The 26,994-nt window shown below is 73.4% G+C and carries 23 protein-coding genes and 1 pseudogene; 15 read left to right on the top strand and 9 right to left on the bottom strand.

Annotated features, from left to right (window positions below):
• Nucleotides 1–702: 702 nt before the first annotated feature.
• From AB0F18_RS28255 to AB0F18_RS28240, 4 genes and pseudogenes are all read left to right on the top strand, one after another.
• A pseudogene (locus AB0F18_RS28255) lies at nt 703–1,253 on the top strand (serine/threonine protein kinase); the annotation flags it as partial.
• A gap of 234 nt (nt 1,254–1,487) precedes the next feature.
• On the top strand, nt 1,488–2,321 hold the full coding sequence (locus AB0F18_RS28250) for a protein kinase (protein WP_362065668.1): 834 nt from the start codon (nt 1,488–1,490) through the stop codon (nt 2,319–2,321).
• Between the two features lie 18 nt (nt 2,322–2,339).
• Nucleotides 2,340–2,672 (top strand): hypothetical protein, encoded by a 333-nt coding sequence (locus tag AB0F18_RS28245; protein ID WP_362065666.1) that lies wholly within the window; start codon nt 2,340–2,342, stop codon nt 2,670–2,672.
• A gap of 69 nt (nt 2,673–2,741) precedes the next feature.
• Nucleotides 2,742–5,129 (top strand): excinuclease ABC subunit UvrA, encoded by a 2,388-nt coding sequence (locus AB0F18_RS28240; RefSeq protein WP_362065664.1) that lies wholly within the window; start codon nt 2,742–2,744, stop codon nt 5,127–5,129.
• 48 nt (nt 5,130–5,177) lie between these two features.
• Here AB0F18_RS28240 and recQ read toward each other — a convergent pair whose 3' ends face one another.
• Entirely contained in the window at nt 5,178–7,220 is a 2,043-nt protein-coding gene (gene recQ, locus AB0F18_RS28235; protein ID WP_362065662.1) for a DNA helicase RecQ, read from the bottom strand.
• A 210-nt stretch (nt 7,221–7,430) separates the two neighbouring features.
• Nucleotides 7,431–7,841 (bottom strand): Fur family transcriptional regulator, encoded by a 411-nt coding sequence (locus AB0F18_RS28230; protein WP_362065660.1) that lies wholly within the window; start codon nt 7,839–7,841, stop codon nt 7,431–7,433.
• A gap of 151 nt (nt 7,842–7,992) precedes the next feature.
• Here AB0F18_RS28230 and katG point away from each other — a divergent pair, with 151 nt between their 5' ends.
• Nucleotides 7,993–10,191: a catalase/peroxidase HPI gene (gene katG, locus AB0F18_RS28225; RefSeq protein WP_362065658.1), complete on the top strand. Its 2,199-nt coding sequence runs from the start codon at nt 7,993–7,995 to the stop codon at nt 10,189–10,191.
• Nucleotides 10,192–10,290: 99 nt separating this feature from the next.
• Here the strand turns inward: katG and AB0F18_RS28220 are convergent, their stop codons facing one another.
• A complete protein-coding gene (locus AB0F18_RS28220; protein ID WP_362065656.1) occupies nt 10,291–10,572 on the bottom strand; it encodes a metal-sensitive transcriptional regulator in 282 nt (93 codons plus the stop codon).
• Between the two features lie 46 nt (nt 10,573–10,618).
• Nucleotides 10,619–11,587, bottom strand: coding sequence for a hypothetical protein (locus AB0F18_RS28215; RefSeq protein ID WP_362065654.1), 969 nt, complete (start codon nt 11,585–11,587; stop codon nt 10,619–10,621).
• Nucleotides 11,588–11,779: 192 nt separating this feature from the next.
• On the opposite strand from AB0F18_RS28215, the gene AB0F18_RS28210 reads away from it, so the two are divergent.
• The 9 genes from AB0F18_RS28210 (at nt 11,780) to AB0F18_RS28170 (ending at nt 19,603) form a co-directional block, all read left to right on the top strand.
• Nucleotides 11,780–12,067 carry a cation transporter gene (locus tag AB0F18_RS28210; RefSeq protein ID WP_045947247.1) on the top strand — a complete coding sequence of 96 codons (288 nt, stop codon included), beginning with the start codon at nt 11,780–11,782 and terminating at the stop codon, nt 12,065–12,067.
• A gap of 94 nt (nt 12,068–12,161) precedes the next feature.
• A complete protein-coding gene (locus tag AB0F18_RS28205) occupies nt 12,162–14,423 on the top strand; it encodes a heavy metal translocating P-type ATPase (RefSeq protein ID WP_362065652.1) in 2,262 nt (753 codons plus the stop codon).
• Between the two features lie 10 nt (nt 14,424–14,433).
• The gene (locus AB0F18_RS28200) at nt 14,434–14,715 is read left to right on the top strand and encodes a metal-sensitive transcriptional regulator (RefSeq protein WP_362065650.1); all 282 of its coding nucleotides are present in this window, start codon (nt 14,434–14,436) and stop codon (nt 14,713–14,715) included.
• A gap of 123 nt (nt 14,716–14,838) precedes the next feature.
• Complete coding sequence (locus AB0F18_RS28195; protein ID WP_362065648.1) at nt 14,839–15,234, top strand: BlaI/MecI/CopY family transcriptional regulator; 396 nt, start codon at nt 14,839–14,841, stop codon at nt 15,232–15,234.
• The gene (locus AB0F18_RS28190; RefSeq protein ID WP_362065646.1) at nt 15,231–16,139 is read left to right on the top strand and encodes a M56 family metallopeptidase; all 909 of its coding nucleotides are present in this window, start codon (nt 15,231–15,233) and stop codon (nt 16,137–16,139) included. The genes AB0F18_RS28195 and AB0F18_RS28190 overlap by 4 nt, the downstream gene beginning before the upstream one ends.
• Nucleotides 16,140–16,269: 130 nt before the next feature.
• The gene (locus AB0F18_RS28185) at nt 16,270–16,749 is read left to right on the top strand and encodes a GNAT family N-acetyltransferase (RefSeq protein ID WP_362065644.1); all 480 of its coding nucleotides are present in this window, start codon (nt 16,270–16,272) and stop codon (nt 16,747–16,749) included.
• A 205-nt stretch (nt 16,750–16,954) separates the two neighbouring features.
• Nucleotides 16,955–17,857, top strand: a complete 903-nt coding sequence (locus AB0F18_RS28180; protein WP_362065642.1) for a class I SAM-dependent methyltransferase — start codon at nt 16,955–16,957, stop codon at nt 17,855–17,857.
• A 112-nt stretch (nt 17,858–17,969) separates the two neighbouring features.
• Nucleotides 17,970–18,410, top strand: coding sequence for a transcriptional repressor (locus AB0F18_RS28175; RefSeq protein WP_362065640.1), 441 nt, complete (start codon nt 17,970–17,972; stop codon nt 18,408–18,410).
• Between the two features lie 140 nt (nt 18,411–18,550).
• Entirely contained in the window at nt 18,551–19,603 is a 1,053-nt protein-coding gene (locus tag AB0F18_RS28170; protein WP_362065638.1) for a LuxR C-terminal-related transcriptional regulator, read from the top strand.
• A gap of 374 nt (nt 19,604–19,977) precedes the next feature.
• Here AB0F18_RS28170 and mshA read toward each other — a convergent pair whose 3' ends face one another.
• The 3 genes from mshA to AB0F18_RS28155 form a co-directional block, all read right to left on the bottom strand.
• Nucleotides 19,978–21,318 (bottom strand): D-inositol-3-phosphate glycosyltransferase, encoded by a 1,341-nt coding sequence (mshA, locus tag AB0F18_RS28165; protein WP_362065636.1) that lies wholly within the window; start codon nt 21,316–21,318, stop codon nt 19,978–19,980.
• Nucleotides 21,319–21,483: 165 nt separating this feature from the next.
• On the bottom strand, nt 21,484–23,058 hold the full coding sequence (locus tag AB0F18_RS28160; RefSeq protein WP_362065634.1) for a class I tRNA ligase family protein: 1,575 nt from the start codon (nt 23,056–23,058) through the stop codon (nt 21,484–21,486).
• Nucleotides 23,059–23,312: 254 nt separating this feature from the next.
• A complete protein-coding gene (locus AB0F18_RS28155; RefSeq protein WP_362065632.1) occupies nt 23,313–25,139 on the bottom strand; it encodes an asparagine synthase-related protein in 1,827 nt (608 codons plus the stop codon).
• A gap of 144 nt (nt 25,140–25,283) precedes the next feature.
• On the opposite strand from AB0F18_RS28155, the gene AB0F18_RS28150 reads away from it, so the two are divergent.
• Nucleotides 25,284–26,030 (top strand): PIG-L deacetylase family protein, encoded by a 747-nt coding sequence (locus tag AB0F18_RS28150; protein WP_362065630.1) that lies wholly within the window; start codon nt 25,284–25,286, stop codon nt 26,028–26,030.
• Between the two features lie 55 nt (nt 26,031–26,085).
• On the opposite strand, the gene AB0F18_RS28145 is transcribed toward AB0F18_RS28150, so the two are convergent.
• Both AB0F18_RS28145 and AB0F18_RS28140 read right to left on the bottom strand, forming a co-directional pair.
• Entirely contained in the window at nt 26,086–26,763 is a 678-nt protein-coding gene (locus tag AB0F18_RS28145; RefSeq protein WP_362065628.1) for a maleylpyruvate isomerase family mycothiol-dependent enzyme, read from the bottom strand.
• Between the two features lie 27 nt (nt 26,764–26,790).
• Nucleotides 26,791–26,994, bottom strand: a 204-nt coding sequence (locus AB0F18_RS28140; RefSeq protein ID WP_362065625.1) for an adenosylhomocysteinase, incomplete at its 5' end; no start/stop codon positions are given.

The following is a 26,994-nucleotide window of genomic DNA, read 5'->3' as shown; positions in this document are numbered from 1 at the left end:
ACGACAAACACGACAACGCATCCCTGCCTCACCGAACCGAAACCCACTCCCACCAGCGGAAAGCCAACGATCACGTTCGATAAGACAACAGGTTCTGGGCAAAGAGGAGCGCTTAGCGATCTGATGCGCCGGGGGCGTCCGGAGACCGTCCTGATCGTCCTCGGCTGCGGGTATCGGCCCCAGACGGGCGGCGGACGCCGAGAAATGAGGAGCGCGTAGCGATCTGGGGCGTGGGGTGGGCCCGAATCAGGATCTGGAGGGGCCGGATGCCCGGTCTGCCGGGCCCGGCCTGCCCGCCTGCTCGCTGAGGGAGCCGCATGGCCAATGAACAACCGTCCCGTTCCTTTGGGGTTTTCCCGGCAGTCTTCGGCCTTTCGTGGCGGGACGGGCTGTCAAGGGTCGCCGCAGGCGATCGCGAAGCGACGCGACCGAAGGGAGCGCCCTTGACAGGCCGTCACGACGCGGAAGGACGATGAGACTGACGGGAAACCCCAACCCTTCTCTGAGACCGCCCCACCGGACCCCCGCCACCCCCCGACCCCGCCGCCCCCGCCGAATTGGCCGAAGGGCCACGGGCCACCCCCGCGCGCAGCGGGTAACGTCCCTGCCTGCGGGTCTGAAGGACCGTCAACAAGGGTCTGTCAACACGTCGGACGGGGGGAATGGGGGGAATCGTGAGCGGCATTGTCATCCACCATCTGCCCGGAGGGCGCGGGCGAGTACCTGCGGGTGCCGCCGCGCCGGGCGGGGGCGCCCATTCCCTTTGAGTTCGCCCGGGTGGTGCTGCCCACCCGCGCCGGGACGGCGGTCTCCTTCCAGGTGTTCGCCCCCGACCACCTCTACCTGGACCCCCGGGGCCCGGCGGGTCGCTGGCGGGCCGCACCGTGACGGCGTACTTCCTGGACGAGACGGCCACCTACTTCCTGGTGCTCGTGGCGCTCTGCGAGCCCTGGCTGCGGGACCGGTCGCCGGTCGCGGTGCCGACCACCCCGCAGGTGGTCGAGCGGCTCCGCAGCCGTCCCGGCTGCGGCAGGCTGACGGCGCGCGCGGTGAGCTCGCACATCGACTACCTGGCCGAGGAGAAGCTGCGGATCGGGGTCCCCGCCGCGCCCGGGGCCGGCCGGGGAGAGCGGCACAACGGGAAGCGGGACGCCGTCGTGGGGCTCGCGCTGAAGTTCGGGATCGTCCGGGAGGAGCACCTCGCGCCGCTGCCGTCGCGGGCCGGAGCGGTGGCGCGGGGGCAGCCGGTATGACGCGGGTGCGCAGCGCTGGTGCCTCGTGGGAAAGCGGTGACACGGCACTGCTGCCCCCGGGCCACCGGGTGGGGACGTGGGTGGTCGGCGAGCCGATCGGGGCGGGCGGCTGGGCGACCGTCTACGCGGGACGGGCGGCGGACCGGGACGAGGGCGGTGGGGTGGCCCTCAAGGTGATGCCGACGGCCGGTCTCGCCCCGCGGCAGGCCCGCAGCGTGGCCGAGGCCGCCCGCCGTGAGGCTCGGGACCCGGGCCGGGCACCCACGGCTCGTCCGGCTGCTGGACTGCCTGGTCCTGGACGTGCCGGAGCACCCGTCGCTGGACGGGGCGGTCGTGCTGGTCATGGAGCGGGCCTCGGGCAGCCTGCGCGACCTGATCGGCGCGGGGGTGACGCGGGACGAGGGCGGCCGGCTGATCGAGGGGATCTGCGAGGGGCTGGCGCACCTGCACCGCAGCGGCTGGGTCCACGCGGACCTCAAGCCCGAGAACGTACTGATCGGCGCGGACGGGGCGGTCAGGCTCTCGGACTTCGGCCCGGCCACCGAGCTGGCCGGAACGCACGGGTACGCGCTGCCGATGGGCACCCTCGACTACCTTCCGCCGGAGCGCTGGAGGGCTCCGCTCGGGGAGCTGGGGGTGCAGGTGCGGCCGAGCGCCGACATCTGGGCGCTGGGGCTGATGGTCCACGAGGTGTTCGGCCCGGGTGCGCCGCTGTTCCCCGGCGCCACCCCGATGGCGCGGGGTGCCGCCGTGCAGGAGTATGCCGCCGGGCGTGCGCCTGCGGATGGACGGCGCGGTTCCGGAGTTCTGGCGGGCGCTGGCCGCCGACTGTCTGGCCCCGTCGCACGCGGCGCGCGCCGCGCACACGGCGGAGGGTCTGCTGCGGCGGATCGCCGCCGAGCGGGAGGGGCGCCGGGGTCCCAGGTCCGGGCGCCGTCCGGTGTTCGGCCCGCTGCGGCGGCGCCGGGCCGCGCTTCTCGCGGCCGCCGGCTGCGGGGTGGCGGCCGCGGCCCTGTGGTCCTCGGCGGGCGGGGAGGTGGCGGCGGCCCCGCCGGGCGGGTCGCGTGAGGTGCCGCTGCCGGTCCGGTGTTCAACGCCGAGCGGGCCTGCCAGGACCGCGGCGACCGGGACCCGCGGTGCAGCCTGGGCCTGGCGGTGGATCCCCTGCGGCCGTACGTCGCGGGGAACGTCGTGCCGACCCGGGTGTGGCACGCCGACGTCCTCGACGCCGACTGCGAGCTGGCGGACGGCGAGACGGTGATCGACGAGTCGGACCTGCGGTCCGCGCTCTGGTACCGGGTGCGGCTGCCGGGCGGGAACCCGCGGGCCGGGGCCTGGCTGCCTGCCGTGCGGACGAAGGACCGCCCGGCCCTGGCCGCGTGTCCGGACCGGTCACGAACGGAGAAGCGGCGGCCCTGAGGCCTCGCGTAGCTTGGTGGGGAGCCGGGGCGAGGTCTGCCCCGGCCGCGCCGCGACGAGGGAGAGACGATGAGCAGGGCCAGGACGAACACGCAGCCGCCCGCACCGCACGCCGCCGACAGCCACGACATGATCCGTGTGCACGGCGCGCGCGAGAACAACCTCAAGGACGTCAGCATCGAGATCCCCAAGCGGCGGCTGACGGTGTTCACCGGTGTCTCCGGCTCGGGCAAGAGCTCGCTCGTGTTCGACACGGTCGCCGCGGAGTCGCAGCGGTTGATCAACGAGACGTACAGCGCCTTCGTCCAGGGCTTCATGCCCGCGGCGGCGCGGCCCGACGTGGACGTGCTGGACGGGCTGACGACGGTGATCGCCGTGGACCAGCAGCGGATGGGCGGCGACCCCCGCTCCACGGTCGGGACCGCTACCGACGCCAACGCGATGCTGCGGATCCTCTTCAGCCGGCTGGGCGACCCGCACATCGGCTCCCCCAAGGCGTACTCCTTCAACGTGGCCTCGATCAGCGGGGCGGGCGCGGTCACCGTGGAGCGCGGCGGGCAGACCGTGAAGGAGCGCCGCGCGTTCAGCATCACCGGCGGTATGTGCCCGCGCTGCGAGGGCCGGGGTGCGGTCACGGACCTGGACCTGACGCAGCTCTTCGACGACTCCAAGTCCCTCAACGAGGGGGCGCTGACCATCCCCGGCTACAAGCCGGGCGGCTGGAACTACCGGCTGTACGCCGAGTCGGGGCTCTTCGACCCGGACAAGCCGATCCGCTCGTACACGAAGAAGCAGCTGGGCGACTTCCTCCACCGCGAGCCGGTCCGGATGAAGATCGCGGGCATCAACATGACGTACGAGGGGCTGATCCCGCGGATCCGGAAGTCGATGCTGGCCAAGGACAAGGAGGCGATGCAGCCGCACATCCGGGAGTTCGTGGAGCGGGCGGTCACCTTCACCACCTGCCCCGAGTGCGAGGGGACGCGGCTGAGCGCGGGGGCGCGGTCCTCGAAGATCAAGGGGATCAGCATCGCCGACGCCTGTGCGATGCAGATCAGCGATCTGGCCAAGTGGGTGCGCGGGCTGGACGAGCCGTCGGTGGCGCCGCTGCTGGCCGGCCTCCAGCAGACCCTCGACTCGTTCGTGGAGATCGGGCTGGGTTACCTGGCGCTGGACCGGGCGGCGGGCACGCTGTCGGGCGGCGAGGCGCAGCGGGTCAAGATGATCCGCCATCTCGGCTCGGCGCTGACCGACGTCACGTACGTGTTCGACGAGCCGACGACCGGTCTGCACCCGCATGACATCCAGCGGATGAACGGGCTGCTGCTGCGGCTGCGCGACAAGGGCAACACGGTGCTGGTGGTGGAGCACAAGCCGGAGGTGATCGCGATCGCCGACCACGTCGTGGACCTCGGGCCGGGCGCCGGGTCGGCGGGGGGCACCGTGTGCTTCGAGGGCGGGGTGGAGGGGCTGCGGGGCAGCGGCACCGTCACCGGCCGGCACTTCGACGACCGGGCCGCTCTCAAGGAGTCGGTGCGCGAGCCCTCGGGCGTCCTGGAGATCCGCGGCGCGTCGGCGCACAACCTGCGCGGGGTCGACGTGGACGTCCCGCTCGGGGTGCTCACGGTGGTGACGGGGGTGGCCGGTTCGGGCAAGAGCTCGCTGATCCACGGCTCGGTCCCGGCCTCGGCGGGGGTGGTGTCGGTGGACCAGACGCCGATCCGCGGTTCTCGGCGGAGCAACCCGGCGACGTACACGGGCCTGCTGGAGCCGATCCGCAAGGCGTTCGCCAAGGCCAACGGGGTGAAGCCGGCGCTGTTCAGCGCCAACTCCGAGGGCGCCTGCCCCACCTGCAACGGCGCCGGGGTCGTGTACACCGATCTGGCGATGATGGCCGGGGTCGCCACCACGTGCGAGGACTGCGAGGGGAAGCGGTTCGAGGCGTCGGTGCTGGAGTACCGTCTCGGCGGCCGGGACATCAGCGAGGTGCTGGAGATGCCGGTGGCGCGGGCCGAGGAGTTCTTCGGTTCGGGTGAGGCGCGCACGCCGGCCGCGCACCGGATCCTGGAGCGGCTGGTGGACGTCGGGCTCGGCTACCTGACCCTCGGCCAGCCGCTGACCACGCTGTCGGGCGGTGAGCGGCAGCGGCTGAAGCTGGCCACGCACATGGGCGACAAGGGCGGCATCTACGTCCTGGACGAGCCGACCGCCGGTCTGCACCTGGCCGATGTGGAGCACCTGCTGGGCCTGCTGGACCGGCTGGTGGAGGCGGGCAAGTCGGTGATCGTCATCGAGCACCACCAGGCGGTCATGGCCCATGCCGACTGGATCATCGACCTCGGTCCGGGCGCCGGCCACGACGGCGGCCGGATCGTCTTCGAGGGCACTCCGGCGGATCTGGTGGCCGCCCGGTCCACCCTCACCGGCGAGCACCTGGCGGCGTACGTGGGCGCCTGACCGGGCCGGTGGGTGAGGCGGCCCCTCGCGGGCCGCCTCACCTGCCGGCTAGCGCCAGTCGTCCCACGGGGGGTCCATCTCGTCGAGGTCGAAGGGCGGTTCCTCGTCGAACGGGGGCTCGTCCGGGGCCGCGCGCTGCCGGGGCGGCGCGGCCGGGGGTGCGGCGGCGGGGGCCGGGGCGGCCGGGGCCGCGGTGGCCGGGGCCGCAGTGGCGGCGGCTCCGTCGGCCCGGCATTCGGCCAGGGCTTCGAGGAGGCCTTCGGCGTACTTGGCGAGCTTGGCCTCGCCGACGCCGCCGACCCCGCCCAGTTCCTCGACGGTCTCCGGGAGGCGCGTCGCGATCTCCCGCAGCGTGGCGTCGTGGAACACGACGTACGCCGGTACGCCCTGCTCGCGGGCGGTCGCGGCCCGCCAGGCGCGCAGGGCCTCGAAGACCGGTACGGCGGCCGCCGGCAGGTCGACGGGGACGCGGGCGGCCTTGCCGGAGCGGGTCCCGGACTCCTTGCGGGAGGCGGCCGGTGCCTTCTTCTCCTTGCGCATCTGGACGGTGCGGCGCCCGCCCAGTACGTCACCGCTGGCGTCGGTGAGGACGAGGGTGCCGTAGTCGCCCTCGACGGCCAGCAGCCGCAGCGCCAGCAGCTGCCGCACGACTCCCCGCCATTCGGCGGTGCCCAGGTCGGCGCCGACGCCGAAGACCGACAGCGCGTCGTGGTCGAACTGGATGACCTTGGCGGTCTTCTTGCCCTGGAGGATGTCGATGATCTGGCCGGCGCCGAACTTCTGGCGGCGTTCCTTCGCCAGCCGCCAGACCGTGGACAGCAGTTTCTGAGCCGCGACCGTGCCGTCCCAGGACTCGGCGGGCGTCAGGCAGGTGTCGCAGTTGCCGCAGGGCCCGCCGTGCTGGCCGAAGTACTCCAGCAGCCGCATCCGCCGGCAGTCGACCGTCTCGCACAGGGCGAGCATGGAGTCCAGGTGCATCCCGAGGGAGCGGCGGTGCGCGTCGTCGCCCTCGGAGCCGTCGATGAGCTTGCGCTGCTGGACCACGTCCTGGAGGCCGTACGCGAGCCAGGCGGTGGCGGGCTCGCCGTCGCGGCCGGCGCGGCCGGTCTCCTGGTAGTAGCCCTCGACCGACTTGGGCAGGTCGAGGTGGGCGACGAAGCGGACGTCCGGCTTGTCGATGCCCATGCCGAAGGCGATCGTGGCGACCACCACGACCCCGTCCTCGCGCAGGAAGCGGGACTGGTTCGCGGCTCGCGCGCGGGCGTCCATGCCGGCGTGGTACGGGACGGCGTCGATGCCCTGTTCCACCAGGAAGGCGGCGGTCTTCTCCACCGAGGACCGGGAGAGGCAGTAGACGACGCCGGCGTCCCCGTCGTGCTCGGTGCGGATCAGCTCCAGCAGCTGCCGGTTCGGGTTGTCCTTGGGGACGATACGGTACTGGATGTTGGGGCGGTCGAAGCTGGCGACGAAGTGCCGGGCGTCCTCCAGGCCCAGCCGGCCGGCGATCTCCGCGTGGGTGGCCTCGGTGGCCGTCGCCGTCAGGGCGATCCGCGGGACCTTCGGCCAGCGCTCGTGCAGCATCGAGAGGGCGAGGTAGTCGGGCCGGAAGTCGTGGCCCCACTGGGCGACGCAGTGCGCCTCGTCGATGGCGAACAGGGACACCTTGCCCCGGTCGAGCAGGCGCTGGGTCCCCTCGGTGCGCAGCCGCTCGGGGGCGAGGTACAGCAGGTCCAGCTCGCCGGCGAGGAAGGCCTGCTCGACGGCCTGCCGCTCGTAGGGGTCCTGCGTCGAGTTGAGGAATCCGGCCCGGACCCCGAGGGCGGTGAGCGCGTCCACCTGGTCCTGCATCAGCGCGATCAGCGGGGAGATCACGATGCCCGTGCCCTCTCTGACGAGCGCCGGGATCTGGTAGCAGAGCGACTTTCCGCCGCCGGTCGGCATCAGCACGAGGGCGTCGCCGCCGCCGATCAGCTGCTCGATGATCTCCTGCTGCTCACCGCGGAAGGAGCTGTAACCGAAGACGCGGTGGAGCACCCGCAGTGCGTCGGGGACCTCGTCTGAGATCTCGGGGGAAGCGTCCGAAAGGGCCATCCGAGAAGCCTAGCGGCACCCTGCGACACTCCCGTCCCGTCCGGCAGGCCTGTGGACAACCGGTACGGCTACCCACCGTGACGGGTGTGGTGTGCGGGCCGTCCGCCCGCACCGCCACCGGAATATGGGCGAATTCAGGACACGGAAATGCGCCGGAGTGGAAAGGCCGATTTCGAGTGGCCGGAAAATGAACTCCCGGAGGTGAATGGATCAGGCGCAGGCCGGACAAAGGCCGCGGTAGGTGACGTCGGCCTTGGACACCGTAAAACCCATACGTTCCGATTCCGGGAGGCCGGCCAGCGGGTCGCCGGCCGGGTGGACGTCGCGGATGATCCCGCAGCCGGAACAGACGAGGTGCTGGTGCGGCCGGCGCGCGTTGGGGTCGTAGCGCTTGGCCCGGCCGTCCGTGGAGAACTCCACCACCTCACCGAGGGCGACCAGCTCCCCCAGGGCGTTGTAGACGGTGGCCCGGGAGATCTCCGGCAGCCGCCGTGCCGCGCGGGCGTGCACCTCGTCGGCCGTCAGGTGCACGTGGTCGCCGTCCAGGACCTCCGCGACGACGCGTCTTTGGGCGGTCATCCGCCAGCCGCGGCTTCGAAGTCGTTCCAGCAGGTCACTCATGTGGTCACCCATTCCTGGGGGAGCGTTGTTTGGCTTGCTTCTTGACTTGGAATCCGTCCATCGTAGGATCGGTTTCGCCGATAGCCAAGGGACAGGAAAACACTCCAGCGATTTCCGAGCACCGGGATACGCCCGGCGCGAAAGGATTCCCATGCCTGAGAAGCAAACCGATGGCTGCCCCGTCGCCCACGGTCGCGCCGCACACCCGACCCAGGGCGGCGGAAACCGCCAGTGGTGGCCGGATTCACTCAACCTGAAGATCCTCGCGAAGAACCCCGCCGTGGCGAACCCGCTGGGCGAGGAGTTCGACTACGCCGAGGCGTTCAACACCCTCGACCTCCCCGCCGTGAAGCGGGACATCGCGGAGGTCCTGACGACCTCGCAGGACTGGTGGCCCGCCGACTTCGGCCACTACGGCCCCTTCATGATCCGGATGGCCTGGCACAGCGCGGGCACCTACCGCATCAGCGACGGCCGCGGCGGGGCCGGGGCCGGCCAGCAGCGCTTCGCGCCCCTCAACAGCTGGCCGGACAACGGCAACCTCGACAAGGCCCGCCGGCTGCTGTGGCCGGTCAAGAAGAAGTACGGCCGCAGCCTCTCCTGGGCCGACCTGATGATCCTCGCCGGGAACGTGGCCCTGGAGTCGATGGGCTTCAAGACCTTCGGCTTCGGCGGCGGCCGCGCGGACGTCTGGGAGCCCGACGAGGACGTGTACTGGGGCCCGGAGACCACCTGGCTCGACGACCAGCGCTACACCGGCGACCGCGAGCTGGAGAACCCGCTCGGCGCGGTCCAGATGGGCCTGATCTACGTCAACCCGGAGGGCCCCAACGGCAACCCGGACCCGATAGCCGCCGCCCGCGACATCCGCGAGACGTTCCACCGGATGGCGATGAACGACGAGGAGACGGTCGCCCTGATCGCGGGCGGCCACACCTTCGGCAAGACCCACGGCGCGGGCCCGGCCGAGAACGTCGGCGAGGCCCCGGAGGGCGCCCCGATGTCGGCGCAGGGCCTCGGCTGGGCGAACTCGTACGGCACCGGCAAGGGCGGGGACGCGATCACCAGCGGCCTGGAGGGCATCTGGACGAACACCCCGACCACCTGGGACAACAGCTTCTTCGACATCCTCTTCGGCTACGAGTGGGAGCTGTTCGAGAGCCCCGCGGGCGCCCACCAGTGGCGGCCGAAGGAGGGTGCCGGCGCGGGCACCGTGCCCGACGCGCACGACCCGTCGAAGAGCCACGCCCCGACGATGCTGACCACCGACCTGTCCCTGCGCTTCGACCCGGTCTACGGGCCGATCTCGCGGCGCTTCCAGGCCGACCCCGACGCGTTCGCCGACGCCTTCGCCCGCGCCTGGTACAAGCTGACCCACCGCGACATGGGCCCCGTCGTCCGCTACCTGGGCCCGGAGGTCCCGGCCGAGCAGCTGCTGTGGCAGGACCCGCTGCCGGCCCGTACGCACGAGCCCGTCGGGGCCGCGGAGGTCGCCGACCTCAAGGCCCGGATCCTGGCCTCGGACCTGTCGGTGTCCCAGCTGGTGTCCGCCGCGTGGGCGGCCGCCTCCTCCTTCCGCGGCAGCGACAAGCGCGGCGGCGCCAACGGCGGGCGCATCCGGCTGCAGCCGCAGAGCGGCTGGGAGGTCAACGACCCCGACAGCCTGGCGTCGGTGCTGCGCACCCTGGAGGGGATACAGCGGTCCTTCAACGAGGGCCGTACGGACGGCAGGCAGGTCTCGCTGGCCGACCTGGTGGTGCTCGCGGGCGGCGCCGCCGTCGAGAAGGCCGCGGCGGACGCGGGCTTCGACGTCGAGGTGCCCTTCTCCCCGGGCCGGGTGGACGCCTCGCAGGAGCAGACCGACGTGGAGTCGTTCGCCGCGCTGGAGCCGACGGCCGACGGCTTCCGCAACTACCTCGGCAAGGGCAACCGGCTGCCGGCCGAGTACCTGCTGCTGGACAAGGCGAACCTGCTGACCCTGAGCGCGCCCGAGATGACCGTCCTCGTCGGCGGCCTGCGCGTGCTGGGCGCGAACCACGGGCAGTCGTCGCTGGGCGTCCTCACCTCCACCCCGGGGGTCCTGACCAACGACTTCTTCGTCAACCTGCTCGACCTGGGCACGACGTGGAAGGCGGTGTCCGAGGACGAGACCTCCTTCGAGGGCCTCGACGCCGCGACGGGCGCGGTCAAGTGGACGGGCAGCCGCGCCGACCTGGTGTTCGGGTCCAACTCGGAGCTCCGCGCCCTGGCGGAGGTCTACGCGAGCGACGACGCGAAGGAGAAGTTCGTGAAGGACTTCGTCGCGGCGTGGGCCAAGGTGATGGACCTGGACCGGTTCGACCTCGTCTGACGCGTACGGCACACCGCTGAGGCAGTGCGTCCGGGCCGGCCCCCACCGGGGGCCGGCCCGGACGTGCGACGGCGGCCGGCGGCGCGGGAGCGCGCCGCGTCAGGCGCGGACCAGTCGGGCGATGGCCCGGGAGGCCTCCTCGACCTTGCCCCGGGCCCGGTCGCCGCCCTCGGCGATGGCGTCGGTGACGCAGGAGTGCAGGTGGTCCTCCATCATGGCCAGCCCGAAGGACTGCAGGGCCTTGGTGACGGCGCTGACCTGGGTGAGCACGTCGATGCAGTACGTCCCCTCCTCGACCATGCGCTGGAGTCCGCGCACCTGGCCTTCGATGCGGCGCAGCCGCTTGAGGACGTCGTCCTTGTGGGAGGTGTAACCGGGCACGGCGATCCCTTCCCTTCATCGGGCCGCTTTACCCCTGGGGGGTATGTCAGTGGGAGTGGCCGTCCTGCTCCTCACCGGCCGGCTGCGCGGGCTGGGCGGGCTGCGCGGCCGGGGCCGCTCCGTCGCCGCCCGCCCGCACCGTGAAGGCCGCGGTGCGGACCTTGCCCTGGTGCTGGAAGTCGAGGAAGAGCCGGTAGGTGCCGGCGCTGGGGGCCGTCGCCGTGAAGGAGACGTCCGGGCCGGGGCCGCCCTCGTTGGGGTGGACGTGCAGGTAGGCGAGGTCCCCGTCGCGCAGGGCGACGAGGTGGCCGTAGGCCCCGAGGTAGGGCTCCAGGTCGGTGACGGGCCTGCCGTCCTTGCTGACCGTGAGCTTGAGCTCGCCGGCCTTGCCGGGCTCCAGGGTTCCGCCGAGGGCGACCTGGTAGCCGTCCACCTCCGCGGTGGGGGCCACCGGGGGCATGGGGGCGGGCGCGTAGGCCCCGGGGACCGAGAGGTCCGCGCCCAGGGTGACGTTCTTCGCCCCCTCGGCCGCCGGGGCGAAGTCCGCGAAGGCCTTGTAGGAGCCGGCGGCGGGCAGGTCGACCGGGGTCGACCAGGTGCCGTCCGCCGCGCGCACCGGGTGGAGGTGGCGGTACACCGTCAGGTCGCGTGAGGCGACGATGAAGTGCAGTTCCTTGCCGTGCTCGGTCTTGAAGCCGGTGACCTTGCGGCCGGCCGCGTCCTTGACGGAGAACCTGAGCTCGCCCTGGCCCGGGGCGAGCTGCGGGGTGTCCAGGCTCAGCGTGTAGCCGCCGTCGGAGACCTGGAGGCCGCCGGCCGCCGGGCCCTGTGCCGCGGCCTGGTCGTGGCCGCCGTGGCCCTGCGCGCCCGGCGCCTTCGCCTGGGTCGCGTGGGCCGCGTGCTCCGTCTTCGCCGGCGCGCCTACGGGGCCGACGCCCGCCCCGGCCCCGTAGGCGGCGCCGAAGGCCGCCGCGAGTGCGGCGGCGTAGGCGGTGATCTTCACTCCGGTGTTCATGCCTGATCTCCGTCTCCCGTACGGCTCATGTGCCGCGTACAACGGTGCAATGGATCTCCACCATACCCCCAGGGGGTATCAAGTCAAGCCGGAGAAACTCTTGCGGAGCGATACCTCGGGGGGGTATATCTGGGAGCAGCCCGGATACCCCCCGAGGGTATCTGCACGATCTGCTCGATCAAGGAGAAGCCCATGTCTTCCTGCTGTTCCCCCGATGGCGCCTGCGCCTCCAACGGTGAGACCACGACCACCGTCGCCGTCGTCGACAGCACCGCCACCGTCTACCGCGTCAGCGGCATGAGCTGCGGACACTGCCGGACGGCCATCACCGCGTCCGTCGGCGCCCTCGCCGGGGTGCTCTCGGTGGACGTGGACGTGGACGGCGGCGTGGTCACCGTGACCACCGCCGGCGAGCCCGACGACGCCGCGATCGCCGCGGCGGTGGACGACGCCGGCTACGAGCTCACCGGCCGGGCCTGACACCCGGACCGACCCCGACCCACCCGGACGCCGGGGCCCCGTCCGTCCACCGGGCCCCGGCACCGACCCCGCGCTCGAACGAGGAGCAGCACTCATGACCACCATCACTCCCGGCGCCGCCCAGGTCGAGCTCGCCATCGGCGGCATGACCTGCGCCTCGTGCGCGGCACGCATCGAGAAGAAGCTCAACCGCATGGACGGTGTCGAGGCGACCGTCAACTACGCCACCGAGAAGGCCAAGGTCACCTTCGACGCCGACATCTCCGTCGCGGACCTGATCGCCACCGTCGAGGCCACCGGCTACACGGCGCGCGAGCCCGCGCCGCCCCGTTCCTCCGCCCCGTCCGGCGCCGGGGAGGAGCCGCCGGCCGAGACGGACGAACTGGGGCCGCTGCGCCAGCGGCTCACCACCGCCGTCGTCCTGGCCGTGCCCGTCATCGCGATGGCGATGGTCCCGGCGCTCCAGATCGACTTCTGGCAGTGGCTCTCGCTGACCCTGACCGCGCCCGTCGTCACCTACGCCGCCTGGCCCTTCCACCGTGCGGCCTGGACCAACGCCAAGCACGGCGCGGCCACCATGGACACCCTGATCTCGGTGGGCACGATCGCCGCGTTCCTGTGGTCGCTGTGGGCCCTGTTCTTCGGCACGGCCGGCACCCCCGGCATGACCCACGCCTTCGAGTTCACCATCGCCCGCACCGACGGCGCGGGGAACATCTACCTGGAGGCGGCGGCCGGCGTCACCACCTTCATCCTGGCCGGCCGCTACTTCGAGGCGAAGTCCAAGCGCAAGGCCGGCGCCGCCCTCAAGGCGCTGATGGAACTGGGCGCCAAGGAGGTCACGGTGCTGCGCGGCGGCCAGGAGGTCACCGTGCCCACGGCCGACCTCCAGGTCGGCGACCGCTTCCTGGTCCGCCCGGGCGAGAAGATCGCCACCGACGGCACGGTCGTCGAGGGCTCCTCCGCCGTGGACGCCTCGATGCTGACCGGCGAGTCCGTTCCGGTCGAGGTCTCCGTCGGCGACTCCGTCACCGGCGCCACCCTCAACGCCGGCGGCCGCCTCGTCGTCGAGGCCACCCGGGTCGGCTCCGACACCCAGCTCTCCCGCATGGCCAAGCTGGTCGAGGACGCGCAGAACGGCAAGGCCGCCGCCCAGCGGCTCGCCGACAAGATCTCCGCCGTGTTCGTCCCGGTCGTCATCGGGCTCGCCCTGGCCACCCTCGGCTTCTGGCTCGGCACCGGCTCGGGCCTCGCGGCCGCCTTCACCGCCGCCGTGGCCGTCCTGATCATCGCCTGCCCCTGCGCCCTGGGCCTGGCCACCCCGACCGCCCTCATGGTCGGCACCGGACGCGGCGCCCAGCTCGGCATCCTGATCAAGGGCCCCGAGGTCCTGGAGTCCACCCGCAAGGTCGACACCATCGTCCTGGACAAGACCGGCACCGTCACCACCGGCCAGATGACCCTGCTGCACGTGCACACCGCCGAGGGCACCGCCGAGACCGACGTGCTGCGCCTGGCCGGGGCCCTGGAGCACGCCTCCGAGCACCCCATCGCCCAGGCCGTCGCCGCCGGCGCCACCGCCCGGGTCGGGGCGCTGCCCGCCCCCGAGGACTTCGCCAACATCCCGGGCCTGGGCGTCCAGGGCGTCGTCGAGGGCCACGCCGTCCTCGTCGGCCGCGGCAAGCTGCTCGCCGAGTGGGCGATGGAGCTGCCCCCGCACCTGGAGCGGGCCAAGGCCGAGGCGGAGTCGGCCGGCCGCACCGCGATCGCGGTGGCCTGGGACGGGGAGGCGCGCGCGGTCCTGGAGGTCGCGGACGCCGTCAAGGACAGCAGCGCCGAGGCGATCCGCCGGCTGCGCGCCCTGGGCCTGACCCCGATCCTGCTGACCGGTGACAACAAGGCAGTGGCGGAGACGGTGGCCCGCGAGGTGGGCATCGACGAGGTCATCGCCGAGGTCATGCCGCAGGACAAGGTCGACGTCGTCAAGCGGCTGCAGTCCGAGGGCCGCAGCGTCGCGATGGTCGGCGACGGGGTCAACGACGCGGCCGCCCTGGCCCAGGCCGACCTGGGCCTGGCCATGGGCACCGGCACCGACGCCGCCATCGAGGCCGGCGACCTGACCCTCGTACGGGGCGACCTGCGGGCCGCGGCCGACGCCATCCGGCTCGCCCGCAAGACGCTCGGGACGATCCGCTCGAACCTGTTCTGGGCCTTCGCCTACAACGTGGCCGCCCTGCCGCTCGCCGCGGCCGGACTGCTCAACCCGATGATCGCCGGAGCGGCCATGGCCTTCTCCTCGGTCTTCGTCGTCGGCAACAGCCTGCGTCTGCGCGGCTTCAGGGCCGCCGCCAACTGAGGAGCCCCCCGTGGCCGGTTACGTAGAACACAAGGAAGACGTCATCCGGCGCCTGCGGCGGATCGAGGGTCAGGTCCGCGGCGTGCAGCGGATGGTCGCCGAGGACGTCTACTGCATCGACGTGCTCACCCAGGTGTCCGCGATCAACGCCGCGCTCCAGTCCTGCGCCGTGACCCTGCTCGACGAGCACCTCAGCTGCTGCGTCACCGAGGCCATCGCCCAGGGCGGGGACCAGGCGAGGGTCAAGGTCGGCGAGGCGAGCAAGGCCATCGCCCGGCTGATCCGCGCGTAGGCCGGCGACCGCAGGGACCGGGAGCCCCTCCCCCACGGAAGACCGTGGGGGAGGGGCTCCCGGCGTTCCGGGGATCCGGCGGCCCGTACGATGAGGCGCTCGCGACGGGGGAGGGCGACAAGCATGCGCGTACGCCGGCTGGGAGAGCTGGAAGCCGAGATCATGGACCGGGTGTGGCAGTGGGAACGGCCCGCCTCCGTCCGCGAGATCGTCGACGACATCAACCGGGGCCGCAAGGTCGCCTACACCACCGTGATGACCGTGGCCGACATCCTGTACCGCAAGGGCTGGCTGAGCCGCGAGAAGTCCGGCCGGGCCTGGATGTACCAGGCGGTGCGCAGCCGTGAGGAGTACACCGCGGCGCTGATGCAGGACGCGCTCGGCGACAGCCAGGACCGCAGGGCCACGCTGCTGCGGTTCGTGGAGCGGATGTCCCACGAGGACGTGGAGGCGCTGGACGAGGCCCTGCGCGCGGCCCGCTCCGAACGCCCGTCCGGAGCGGCGGGGGGCGGCCTGTGAACCACCACGTGCTGCCGCCGCTGGGACTGGCCCTGGTCACCGGGCTGGTGCTCCCGTGGATGCTGGTCCGCGCCGCGTGGGCGCAGCAGGCGCCCCGGCTGGGGCTGGCCGTGTGGATCCTGTGCGGGGCCCTCTTCGCGGCGTCGACGGCGATGCTGCCGGCGCAGCTGGTGCTGCCCGCGCAGACCAGCCACCGGCTCGTCGACATGGCCCTCACCCTGCACCCGCCCTCCCAGCAGCGGCTCCTGGACGCCACGCCGCGCGAGGCCCTCGCCGCGCTGGCGGCGCTCGCGGTGCTGGCGGTGCCCGGCACCGGGTTCGTACGGGAGCTGGCGCGGGCGCGCCGGGCCCGCAGGCGGCACGCCGAACTGCTGCGGCTGGTGGGCCGGTACGACGAGCGGCTGGGCGTGACGGTGCTGGAGGACCCGCGCCCGGCGGTCTACTGCCTGCCCGGGCGGTCGCGCCGGGTGGTGGTCTCGACGGGGGCCCTGGAGGTGCTGACGGAGCAGGAGCTGGCCGCCGCGCTCGCGCACGAGCGGGCGCACATCGGCGGCCGCCACCATCTGATGGTCGCGGCGGCGGGGGCGTACGCCTCGGTGTTCCGCCGGCTCCCGCTGGCCCGGATCGGCGGGCGGACGGTGCCGCTGCTGCTGGAGATGGCCGCCGACGACCGGGCGCTGCGCGGCTGTTCGAGCGACGCCCTGGCCACGGCGCTGTACGCGCTGGCGACCGGGCGCGCGCCCCACAAGGCGTTCGCGGCGGGCGGTCCGTCGGCGGCGGTGCGGATGCGGCGCATCCTGGAGCCGCGCGGGGCGGGGTGTCCGGTGCTGCGCGGACTGTTCACGGTGGCCGCCGCGGCGGCGGCCATCGTCCCCCTGATCGCGGCCTGTTGTTTGACCGGCTGATAGCCGTTCGTCCAACCCGGCTATTTACTAAGCCAATTCGTAGATTTCCCCCCGACCCCGCCCACTCGAATTGCCCGCTATTGTGGGCGCGTACGGGCTCAGGACCGGTACCGCGAGAGGTGGGGGATAGATGCTGCTGGCTGACGTGCGGACGGCAGCTCCGGGTGACGCGGCGGCGATTTCCCGGCTCCTCGCCGCGGCGATACGTGAGGACTACAACAGCCTCCTCGGCGAAATGCGCGTCAGCCGGCTGGTGTCGGACCATTGCTCACTTCCGCGCATACGAGCGGAAATTGCAATTCCCGGCGGGGCGCCCGCCTGGCTCGGCTGGCTGGTCGCCGCCGACGCGGACGGGGCCGTCGTGGGAGCCGTCTCGGGCGGCGTGCCCGTCACCTCCGAGGGCGAGGTCTACGCCCTGTGCACCACCCCGTCCCGCCGCCGGCAGGGTATCGGTTCGGCCCTCCTGGCGGCCGCCGACGAGCGGATGCGGGCGCACGGGGCGGCGGTCCAGCGGATCACCCTCCCCGCCGAACGGGCCCCGGCCCTGCCGTTCTTCACGCACCACGGGTTCACCGCTCTCGGCCCGGTCCGGCTCGGCCGCACGCTCTGACGGCCGCCCGCCGGCCGGATCCACTCCCCCGCCCGCCCCACCCCTGCGCGGGCCGTGGCAGATCCACGCCATCGCGTGTTCACGCAGCCCCCATCGCTGGCCCCGGCGCCCGCCCGCGCGACAGGATGTGACCGGCGGCGCGGTCCCCCGGCGGCACGGGGGCCCCGCCCCGGACGGCTGGACCGAGCGAGCCCCTGGAGGAGCGATGCACACACCGAGCGGCACTTCCCTGCCCGTCATGCCGGTCGTGCCCGCCGCGTTCGCGCCGGTCCCGCCACCCGCGCAGGCCTCCCTGCTCCCCGTCCCGGGCGGGACGGCCGTGCTGCCCGCGGCGGAGTACCTGCCCGGCCTGGAATCGGCCGCCCCCGTGGACGAGGAGGAGGGCTGGCTGCACGACGCGCTGCTGGGCCCGCACAGCGCGGACATCGTCCGCTACCTGAGCCTCGCGCGGCGCTGCGGCGGCCCGGTGCTGGACCTGGGCTGCGGGGCCGGGCGCCTGGCGGTGCCGTTCGCCCGGCAGGGCTTCCGCGTCGAGGCGGTGGACCGGGACGCGGCGAGCCTGGAGCGGCTGCGGGCCTGGGGCCGGCGGATCGGGCCCCAGGTGGCACGGCTGCTGGTGACCACCCGGGCCGACCTGGCGGGGCTGCGGCTGCGGGGGACGTACCGGCTGGCCCTGCTGGCCGGGACGATGATCGCGGCCGTACCGCCGGCCGCCCGCCCCGGGCTGCTGCGCGAGATCGCCGGGCACCTCGAGCCGGGCGGGGTGCTGGCCCTCGACTACACCGCCCACGGGCTGCGGGGGCTGTCCGAGGAGCCCCGGCGCACCTGGGCGTTCCAGGTGCCGCGGTTCGACGGGGTGGAGGAGTGGACCGTGGCCCGGCAGGACTTCGACCTGGACGGGATGAGCGAGCGGATCACGTACCACTCCGTGCGCACGGGCAAGCTGCGGACCGAGCGGGTGGTGCGGACCACCGACAAGTGGATCATCGATCCGGAGGGCCTCGCCGCCGAGTTGGACGCGGCGGGGCTGCGCGTGGAACGGCGTCGCGGCCACCGGGTGGACGAGCGGACCGAGAGCGTCCTGCTCGTGTGCCGGACCGACTGCTGACGGGCCCTCCCCCTTCCCGCTCCTCCCGCTCCTCCCGCTCGAGAAGGACTCGCAAGAGGTACGATGCTCCCAAAGGTTTGAGTGGACCAGATGGCGGATGGTGGGCGCAGTGATGGCTGTCGTGGAGGAGTCGACCGGCCGCGAGGCAGTGATCCAGCGCCTCCGTGACGTGGGCCTGCGGGTCACCGGGCCCCGCCTGGAGGTGCTCCAGGTCCTGGCGGCGGGCGGCCACATGGACGTCGAGTCCATCACCACCGCCGCCCGGGAACGGCTCGGGACCCTGACCAGCCAGGCCGTGTACGAGATGCTGCGGCACTTCCTGGAGACCGGCCTGGCCGCGAAGTTCGACCGCCCCGGGCTGCCCGCCGTCTTCGAGGTCTCCGGCCCGCCCCACCAGCACGCGCTGTGCGTACGCTGCGGGCGGGTGGAGAACGTCGAGGCCGAGGTGCCCCGGCCGGCCGGCGAGGCGCTGACCTCCTGGCGGATGGACGGGGGCGCGGAGATCATCTTCAGGGGGCTGTGCCCCGACTGCCTGAGCGCGCCCCGGGACTGAACCCCGGCCCGGAGCGAAGGCCTGCACCTCAGAGGCATCGAGTGACCCCCGTCACATCCCAAACAGGGGGGCGATGGCTCCCCCATCGGCATGTGCCAAAGTGTGACTGTCGATTCGTAAGACGAGGGGGTCGCTTCGCGATGGCAACGGGCGATGGCAGGGACGGCATCCAGTCGGCGGACAAGGTGCTGGCCCTCTATCAGGAACTGCGCCTGCGCGGGGTGTCCAACCTCAACGACGCCTTCGAGGAGCTCGGGGTATCGGCCGAGGAACGCGAGAACTGGCGTACGGAGCTGATGTCGCTCGGCCTCATCGTGCCGACCGGCACCACCCACGCCACCCGCGCCGACCTCCAGTCCGGCGCCTGGCAGCCGGGCCCCGACGCGGTAGCGGCCGTCGACCCCGAGATCGCCCTGCTGCGGATGCTCCAGCGGGAGCGGGAGCGGCTGCGCGAGCACCTCGACGAATCGGACCGGGCGTACAGCGCGCTGGAGACGCTGGCCGGAAGGTTCCTGCGGCCCGGCGCGCTGAGCGGGTCCGAGGTCGAGGTGGAGATCCTCGACGACTACGGGCGGATCCAGCAGGTACTGGAGGACATCACCGACGTCATCCGGCACGATCTGACGTCCATGCACGTTACCGCCCTGGTACGGGAGGTCGCGGACCGGGTGCTGAGCCGCGACCGCCGGCAGATCGACAACGGGGTGCGCATCCGCGCCATCTACCACCAGCGGATCACCACCTCGCCCGAGGCGGTGGAGATGCTCCGCCGCCGGGTCGAGGCCGGCGTGGAGATCCGCCTCTCCCCCGCCGTCCCGATGAACATGATCATCGCGGACCAGCAGTTCGCCGTCCTGCCCGTGCACCCCGAGGACCGGGCGGCCGGCGCGATCCTCGCCCGCGGTCCGGCCCTGGTCCGCTCCTATCTGGCGCTGTACGAGCACTGCTGGCACGCCGCCACCCCCTATGGCGACGACGTCGCGCCGGAACTCGGCGGTGACGGGCTTTCCGAGCAGCAGCGGGCCGCCCTCAAGATGCTGGCCTCGGGAATGAAGGACGAGAAGGTCGCCCGGACCCTGGGGGTTTCCCTGCGCACGGTGAGCCGGATGCTTTCCGAGCTGATGCAGGAAATGGGCGCGTCCAGCCGGTTCGAGGCGGGAGTGCGGGCACAGCGGCTCGGCTGGCTGGATTAACGCACGAGCCGGGTTGATTCACAGGACATTCATCTGCCGGAATAGTCCACGGGAAATCACACGGAAAAGCCCCGCGGCCACCCGGAGGGGTGATCGCGGGGCTGTGTCCGCCGGGTCTACCGGGTCGCTCAGTCCCAGCCGTTGCCGTTGGTGCGGAACGTACAGAGCGGACGGGTGGTGGCGGTGTGCGCAGCGGACATGATTCCTCCAGGAATTACGAAAGGTCGATTCCATCTCCGCGGATCCGTGCCGCCGGTATTCCGTCGAAGACCTCTCCATTGTCGTATGGATTCCGAGGGCGGGCCAGTTCCCTATAGCGCACCTGAGGCGGATCTGAAGGAGTTCATACAGACGTTACGCTTGCGCACCTTTGGTCAGCCCAAAAGAGCTGCTAGGGTGGAATTCCGGCCTTCTCGGCCCTCCAGGGGAGAGGCGTCGGCGAGGCAGGAGCGTGCCGCCGCTCCTGCCTCACTCGTGTCCGGGCCCGGTCGGGCCCCTTCTTCCCGCAGGACGTCCCGGTAGACCTCCAGGGTCCGGCGCGCCGCGCCCTGCCAGCTCATGTTCCGGGCGTGGGCCGGCGCCGCCCGTCCCATCACCGCGGCCTCCTCGGGATGTTCGGCGAACCAGAGCAGCCTGCGGGCGTACTCCGCCGGATCGTTGCCGGGGACGAGCACCCCCGTCACACCGTCGCGCACCGCGGTGGGCAGCCCGCCGACCGCCGAGGCCAGCACCGGGGTGCCGCACGCCTGCGCCTCCAGCGCGACCAGCCCGAACGACTCGGAGCGCGAGGGCACCATCAGCACGTCCGCCGCCCGGTACCACAGCGCCAACTCCTCCTGCGGCACCGGCGGGTGGTGACGCAGTACGTCCGACACCCCGAGCTCGCGGGCCAGTTCCCAGGCCTCCCCGCGCGGTCCGGCCCCCGAGTTGCCGCCCACCACCGGGACCAGCGTCCGCTCCCGCAGGTGCGGGGCCCGCTCCAGCAGTCCGGCGACCGCGCGCACCATCACGTCGGGCCCCTTGAGGGGCTGGATGCGGCCCGCGTACAGGGGGATGAACGCCTCGGCCGGCAGGCCCAGGCGGGCCCGCGCCGCCGCCCGCCCCCCGCCGGGGCCGAAGGTGGCGAGGTCCACCCCCGGCCGGACGATCTGCGTCCGGCGCGCGTCGGCCCCGTACAGCTCGCACAGCGCCCGGGCCTCGTCGCCGGTGTTGGCGATCAGCCGGTCCGCGGAGCCGACCACCTGGTGCTCTCCGCGGATCCGCAGCTCGGGCTCGGGGGTGTCGCCCTCGGCGAGGGCTGCGTTCTTGACCCGGGCAAGGGTGTGGGCGGTGTGCACGAACGGGATCCGCCAGCCGGCGGCGGCGATGCGCCCGGCCTGGCCGGAGAGCCAGTAGTGCGAGTGGACCAGGTCGTAGCGCCGCTCCTCCTTGAGCAGAGCCAGTGAGAACGGCACCACCAGGGCGGGCATGTCCTCCTTGGGGAGGGGTGCGCGCGGGCCGGCCTCCAGGTGGCGCACCCGGACGCCGGGGCCGAGGCCTGCCGCGTCCGGGTGCTCCTCGCCCCGGCAGCGGGTGAACAGGTCCACCTCGACGCCCTGTTCGGCGAGGGCGCGGGACAGCTGGACCATGTAGACGTTCATCCCGCCCGCGTCCCCGGTGCCGGGCTGGTGCAGCGGCGAGGTGTGGACGCTGAGCATGGCGACGCGCAGGGACACGTGGAGCTCCTACGGGGAGAGGCCGCGCGCCTCGCACCGCCGGGTGACCGGCGCGCGGTCACGCGGCGAAGGAGGGTGGTCGGTCGTCTCGCTGTGGTGCGGGTGGTGCGGTGGTACGGGGCGGCGTGCCGCCGTGTGGGGGGCGACGGCACGGGCCGGGGCCGGTCAGAAGCCGAAGACCGGACCCGAGGGCGGGGCCAGCCGGATGCCCGGGGCGGGCGGGGTCAGGGCCGCCGCCGAAACGGGCCCGCCCGGCTCCGCCTTGAGGGCCGCGGCCAGCCGGTCCGCGCCCTCCGGCATCACCGGCCGTGCCCAGGCGCCGAGCGCGCGGGCCACGGCCAGCTGCGCCGCCAGGGCCGGCAGGTGGCGGCTGTCCGCCGTGGGGCGGTGCGCCTCGTGCGCGTTGACGTGGCCGAAGTCGGCGGCCGAACGCACCATCTCGTCGAGCAGGGCCACCGCCCGGCGGGGGTCGAAGGACTCCGGCGCGTAGGCCTCCCGCAGGTCCTCGACCCCGCGCAGCAGCCGCCGCTCCAGCACCTCCCAGCCGGCGCCGCCGGGCAGGGCCGCCGGCGCGAGTCCGGCGCACTCCTCGCGGACGGCCGCGAACAGCCGTGCCAGCCAGCTGTTCCAGCTCTCGTCGAGCTCCCGGCGTGCGGCGGCGAGCCGCTCGGGGTGGAACTCCGTGCGGCGGCCGAGCGGGCGGGCCTGGAGGACGTGCCGGCGCAGCGTGTCGGAGCCGTACTCGGTGATCAGGTCCAGTGCCCAGGCCTTCTGGCCGGAGCCCCAGACGAGGGCCTCGTCCTCGACGACGTACACCTCGTTGACGCAGAAGTGCTGCGGCAGCTTGACGCCCTGGGCGAAGAGCAGGACCGGCAGCAGCACCGCGTGGCAGAAGGCGTGGCCGAACCCGCAGAAGTGGATGGCCCGTTCGGGCAGGGCCTGGTCGCCGTAGCCGAACAGGTGCATCGCGGCGGCCTCGAAGCAGCCGTCGATGCGATGCTCGGGGAAACCGTCGACGGGCACGGGCAGCCCCCACTCGGCGGGGTGGGCCACCGCGATGTCGGGCAGTCCGTCCTCGACGAGGGACTCGCAGAGCGCGGCCAGGCGCGGCGGCAGGCCGGTGGTGGCCCAGTACTCGGCGAGGGCCTCCCGGTGCGGCTCCAGGGGGACGTAGAGCCGGCGGCAGCGCCGGGGCACGGCCGCGGAGCCGCACTGGGCGCAGCGGGGGTCCAGGAGGTCGCCGCCGTCGTTGGGGCGGGCGCACTCGTGGCACATGCCGCCGTCGCTGGCGGCCGCGCAGTGCGGGCAGCGGCCGGTGACGTGGGCCCCGTGGAGCCAGCGGTCGCAGGACTCGCAGTACGGGGTCAGGCGGGTCCGGGCGGCGATGACGCCCTCGGCGTGCAGGCGCCGGAAGAGGTCCGCGAGCCAGCGTCCGTAGCCCTTGTCCTGGCGCGGGCGCACGACGTGGTCGAACTCCACGCCCGAGCGCAGCCAGTCCGAGGTGATCGCGGCCCGGTACCCCTCCGCGACCTCCTCCGGTTTGCGGCCCGCGCGCAGGGCGCGGGCGTGCACGGAGCTGTTGTGGTCGGCGGTGCCCGTGGTGAACAGGACGGGCTCGCCCTCGGCCCTCAGGTAGCGCGACAGGACGTCCGCCGCGACGTAGGGGCCGGCGAGGTGGCCGACGTGCAGTTCGCCGTGGGTGGCCGGCGGGGTCGCGGTGATCCATACGGGGGTGCTCATGGGACCTCCTTGACGTTGTGGTGCGCAGTACGCAGCGGGGCTCGGATCGGGATGAGCGGTCGGGGCGGGCAGGCCGCTGCCCGGCCGCCGGGAAGCCCGGGGTGCCGTACCAGCGTGACAGAGAAACGAACCGCACGGTCTGGTATGCGGGTGCGCATTCACGCCGTTGCGTGGACACGCCAGGAGGTACCGGTCGGTCGGCCGGGCGGCGTCACGGCCCGTCGGACCCCACCGGCTGTCGCCGGCCCGGCCGTTCAGGCGGCGCAGTCGAGCGGGACGCGCATGCCCCGGACCACCTCGGTCCACAACTCGTGCACCGCCAGGGCCCACAGTGCGCGTGCATCTCTTTCCGAGGGCCGCTCCAGCTGGCGTTCGAGCAGGGCCCTGACCCGTTCGGGCCGGACCTGCCCGGCGCGCGCGAGCCGTTCGGCGGACAGCAGTTCGCGTACGGGGTCCAGGAGCGGGCCGCCGGGGGCGATCAGGGTGGCGACGGGCAGGGTGAACGGCTGCCGGGCGCGCTGCGCCACGGCCTTGGGCAGCAGCTCGCGCCCCGCCTCGTACAGGGCCGGCCGGTCCGCTCCGGCGGCCGGCGGGTGCGCGGCGGGCACGGCGGGCACGAGGGCGCGGGCGTGCGCGGCGACGGAGGGCCGGCAGAACGGCATCCTGGCCTCGACCGCCCAGGCCATGCCCAGGTGGTCGGCCCGGCGCAGGGGGCCGGCGGGCAGCCGCCACCGGGCCTCGAAGGCGGTGACGGCGGCCCGCCGGTCGCCGTCCGGATGGGAGCGCAGTTCCCGCTCGACGCGGTCGGCGGCCGATCCCCCGTCCGCGACGAAGGCCCGGTAGTCGGGCGTGTACAGCCACTCGCGCAGCAGCCGGGGCGCGGCGCCCAGGGCGTCGGTGTAGGCGGCGGCCCAGTCGGCACCTGAGGGCGACGGGGCGGCGGTGTGCAGCCGGGCGGGCGCACCGAACAGCTCGTCGGCGCCGTCCCCGGTGAGGGCGACGGTGTAGCCGGCTTCCCGGACGGCCCGGAAGAGGGCGTAGGCGGCAGGGGCGGCGGGGTCGGCGTCCGGTTGTCCCAGGTGGCGGGTGGTCCGGGTCAGCAGCGAGGGCAGTTCGGCCGGGTCCAGGGCGACTTCGCGGTGGACGGTGCGGGTGTGCCGGGCGACCCGGCGGGCCCGGCTGTGCTCGGCTCCGGGCCACCGGCCGCGCAGGGCGAGGTGGAAGGAGTGCGGGGCGGGTGCTCCGGTCTCCCGGGCGTACTCGGCGGCCAGCGCCGTGACCAGGCCGGAGGCGAGCCCGCCGCTGGTGAGGACGCACACCGGTACGTCGGCCCGCGCGAGGCGCCGCACCTCGCGGCGCAGCAGGTCCTGGGCGTCCTCGCCGGCCGTCCCGGATGCCCCCCCGCCGGGGGGCCGGCGGCGTACGACGGGCGCCTCCCCGGGCCGTACGAGGGCGGTCGCGCCCGGTGGCAGGAGCCCGATCCCCTCCAGTGCGGTCCGGGCGGAGACCGGGGTGCGCAGGCACAGGACGGTGTCGAGGCTGTCCTCGCGCGGGGCGGTCCGCACCCCGTCGAAGGCCAGCAGCGCCGGGATCTCCGAGGCGAAGCGGAACGTCCCGTCCGGGCCCTGGTGGTAGTGGAGCGGCTTCATCCCCATCGGGTCGACGGCGAGGACCAGCCGGGGGTCCGCACGGACGTCGAGGACGGCGACGGCGAACATCCCGTCGAGCCGCCGCGCGAAGTCCGGCCCGTACTCGGCGTACAGCGCGGGCAGCAGGGTGCCGTCGCACAGGTCGGGGAACCGGTGCCCGCGGGCGGCGAGTTCACGCCGGAGCGCGGCGTGGTTGTAGATCTCGCCGTTGAGGACGGCGGTGATCCCCGGCAGGTGGGCCAGCCGGTACGGCTGCCGGCCGCCGCGCGGGTCGGTGACGGCGAGCCGGTCGCAGCCGAGCGCCCAGCCGGGCCCGGTCAGCACCTGGTGCTCGTCGGGGCCGCCGTGCCGCTGCCGGGCGGAGACGGCGGCGAGTTCGGCCGGGTCGGGGTGGGCGGGGGCGGCCGAGAGGGAGCCGAAGATCCTGCACATGACGGGCGCCTCCGCTTCCCACGCGCGCGTGGTTCCTGAGCGATGTGGTGCGGTGAAGTCTTCGAGTGGCGTACAGGCGACATGTCGCGAGTACGCCAAAGGGGCCGCCTTGCGGGCCACGGCCACGCCCAACAGGCTGATCTCATGGAACACTTCGCGACCAATCGCATTGACCGCAGCGCACCGGAATCCCTGCTGGTCGTGGCCGCGCACCCGGACGACATCGAGTTCTGCGTCAGCGGGACGGTCATGCGGTGGATCGCGCAGGGCACGAAGCGCGTGACGTACTGCATCGTCACGGACGGCGGCGCGGGCGGGTACGACGAGCGCCTCCCCCGCCAGGCCATGGGCGACCTCCGCCGGGCCGAGCAGGTCCATTCGGCCAAGCGCAGCGGCGTCGACGACGTCCGCTTCCTCGGCTACCCCGACAGTTACGTCGAGCCGAGCGTGGAGCTGCGCCGTGACCTGTGCCGGGTGATCCGGGAGGTCCGTCCGCAGCGGGCCGTCATCCCCAGCCCGGAGATCAACTGGGACCGCATAGCCGACCTGCACCCCGACCACCGCGCGGTGGGCGACGCCGCCCTGCGGGCGATCTACCCCGAGGCGCGCAACCCTTTCGCCCATCCGTCCCTGCTCAAGGAGGAGGGACTGGAGCCGTGGATCGTGCCCGAGCTGTGGCTGATGACCGGCCCGACGCCGAACCAGTACGTCGACGTCACCCCGGTGTTCGACCGGAAGGTCGAGGCGCTGCGCATCCACACCTCGCAGACCGCCCACTTCGACGATCTGGCGGGGCTGCTGCGGGAGTGGCTGGGCGAGCACGCGCGGGCGGCGGGGCTGCCCCCGGGGCGGATGGCCGAGGCCTTCCAGGTCGTGAAGATCGAGGGCTGAGGGCTGCCCGGGCGGGGCCGGATGCGTGGCGTCCCCGCCCGGGCTCACCCCTGGCTCACCTGTAGATGAGCAGTTCCCCTTCGGTCGCGCCCGCCAGTTCGTAGCGGGTGGCGACCAGCGGACGGCCCGAGTAGATGCGGATCAGCGTCGCGGCGTCGCCGCTGAACCGGGCCGGGGGCCGGCCGCTCTCCTCGTTGCCCAGTACCAGCGCTCCGGTGTGACCGTCGATGTCGGCGATCAGCCGGGGCGTTTCGCGTCTGCGGCTGGCCACGCGCAGCAGGGGCAGGGCGAGCGCGAGACTGTCCCCGGCGTACGCACCCGGCTCCCCGAGGGCCTCGCGGACGTCGCCCGCGTGGATCCACTCCCCCAGGGCCACCGTGTCCAGCGTGCCGTCACCCGCGGCGATGGCCGGGCCGGCCTCGGTGAACCCGCGTTCCAGCTCGTCGACGATCCGGCCGACGGGCCAGTCCGCGCGCTCGGCCACGTCGGCGGCGTTGGCGGCGGGGAGGAAGACCCCCTCCTCCAGCCGGCCCTCGACGATCCGCACGAGGGCGGCCCCGCAGTGGGCGAGGACCTGTCGGGCGGTCCATCCCGGGCAGGCGGTGCGCAGCTCGAAGGATGCTTCCGGCGTGCGGCGCAGCAGCGGGATCAGCGCGTCCCGTTCAGTGCGCAGCAGCAGGTCCGGGAGCCACGGGTCGCGCACGTCGGCGCCCCCGTCCGGGGATGTTTCCACGGTGCTGTTCACGGTGTCCCCGGCCGGTCAGTAGCGGTAGTGGTCGGGCTTGTACGGGCCTTCGACCTTGACGCCGATGTAGGCGGCCTGCTCCGGGCGCAGCGTCGTCAGCTTGACGCCGAGCGCGTCGAGGTGAAGGCGGGCGACCTTCTCGTCCAGGTGCTTGGGCAGCACGTAGACGTCGGTCGGGTACTCCTCGGGCTTGGTGAACAGCTCGATCTGGGCCAGCGT

The organism is Streptomyces sp. NPDC029216 (assembly GCF_040648015.1).
Taxonomy (GTDB): Bacteria; Actinomycetota; Actinomycetes; order Streptomycetales; family Streptomycetaceae; genus Streptomyces.
This window is presented reverse-complemented; position numbering and strand designations above follow the sequence as displayed.

Excerpts from the sequence above, each read along its gene's own strand:
- AB0F18_RS28240 (WP_362065664.1), top strand. The coding sequence starts at position 2,742 with ATGAGCAGGGCCAGGACGAACACGCAGCCGCCCGCACCGCACGCCGCC.
- recQ (WP_362065662.1), bottom strand. The coding sequence starts at position 7,220 with ATGGCCCTTTCGGACGCTTCCCCCGAGATCTCAGACGAGGTCCCCGAC.
- AB0F18_RS28230 (WP_362065660.1), bottom strand. The coding sequence starts at position 7,841 with ATGAGTGACCTGCTGGAACGACTTCGAAGCCGCGGCTGGCGGATGACC.
- katG (WP_362065658.1), top strand. The coding sequence starts at position 7,993 with ATGCCTGAGAAGCAAACCGATGGCTGCCCCGTCGCCCACGGTCGCGCC.
- AB0F18_RS28215 (WP_362065654.1), bottom strand. The coding sequence starts at position 11,587 with ATGAACACCGGAGTGAAGATCACCGCCTACGCCGCCGCACTCGCGGCG.
- AB0F18_RS28210 (WP_045947247.1), top strand. The coding sequence starts at position 11,780 with ATGTCTTCCTGCTGTTCCCCCGATGGCGCCTGCGCCTCCAACGGTGAG.
- AB0F18_RS28205 (WP_362065652.1), top strand. The coding sequence starts at position 12,162 with ATGACCACCATCACTCCCGGCGCCGCCCAGGTCGAGCTCGCCATCGGC.
- AB0F18_RS28195 (WP_362065648.1), top strand. The coding sequence starts at position 14,839 with ATGCGCGTACGCCGGCTGGGAGAGCTGGAAGCCGAGATCATGGACCGG.
- AB0F18_RS28185 (WP_362065644.1), top strand. The coding sequence starts at position 16,270 with ATGCTGCTGGCTGACGTGCGGACGGCAGCTCCGGGTGACGCGGCGGCG.
- AB0F18_RS28180 (WP_362065642.1), top strand. The coding sequence starts at position 16,955 with ATGCACACACCGAGCGGCACTTCCCTGCCCGTCATGCCGGTCGTGCCC.
- AB0F18_RS28175 (WP_362065640.1), top strand. The coding sequence starts at position 17,970 with ATGGCTGTCGTGGAGGAGTCGACCGGCCGCGAGGCAGTGATCCAGCGC.
- AB0F18_RS28170 (WP_362065638.1), top strand. The coding sequence starts at position 18,551 with ATGGCAACGGGCGATGGCAGGGACGGCATCCAGTCGGCGGACAAGGTG.
- AB0F18_RS28160 (WP_362065634.1), bottom strand. The coding sequence starts at position 23,058 with ATGAGCACCCCCGTATGGATCACCGCGACCCCGCCGGCCACCCACGGC.
- AB0F18_RS28155 (WP_362065632.1), bottom strand. The coding sequence starts at position 25,139 with ATGTGCAGGATCTTCGGCTCCCTCTCGGCCGCCCCCGCCCACCCCGAC.
- AB0F18_RS28150 (WP_362065630.1), top strand. The coding sequence starts at position 25,284 with ATGGAACACTTCGCGACCAATCGCATTGACCGCAGCGCACCGGAATCC.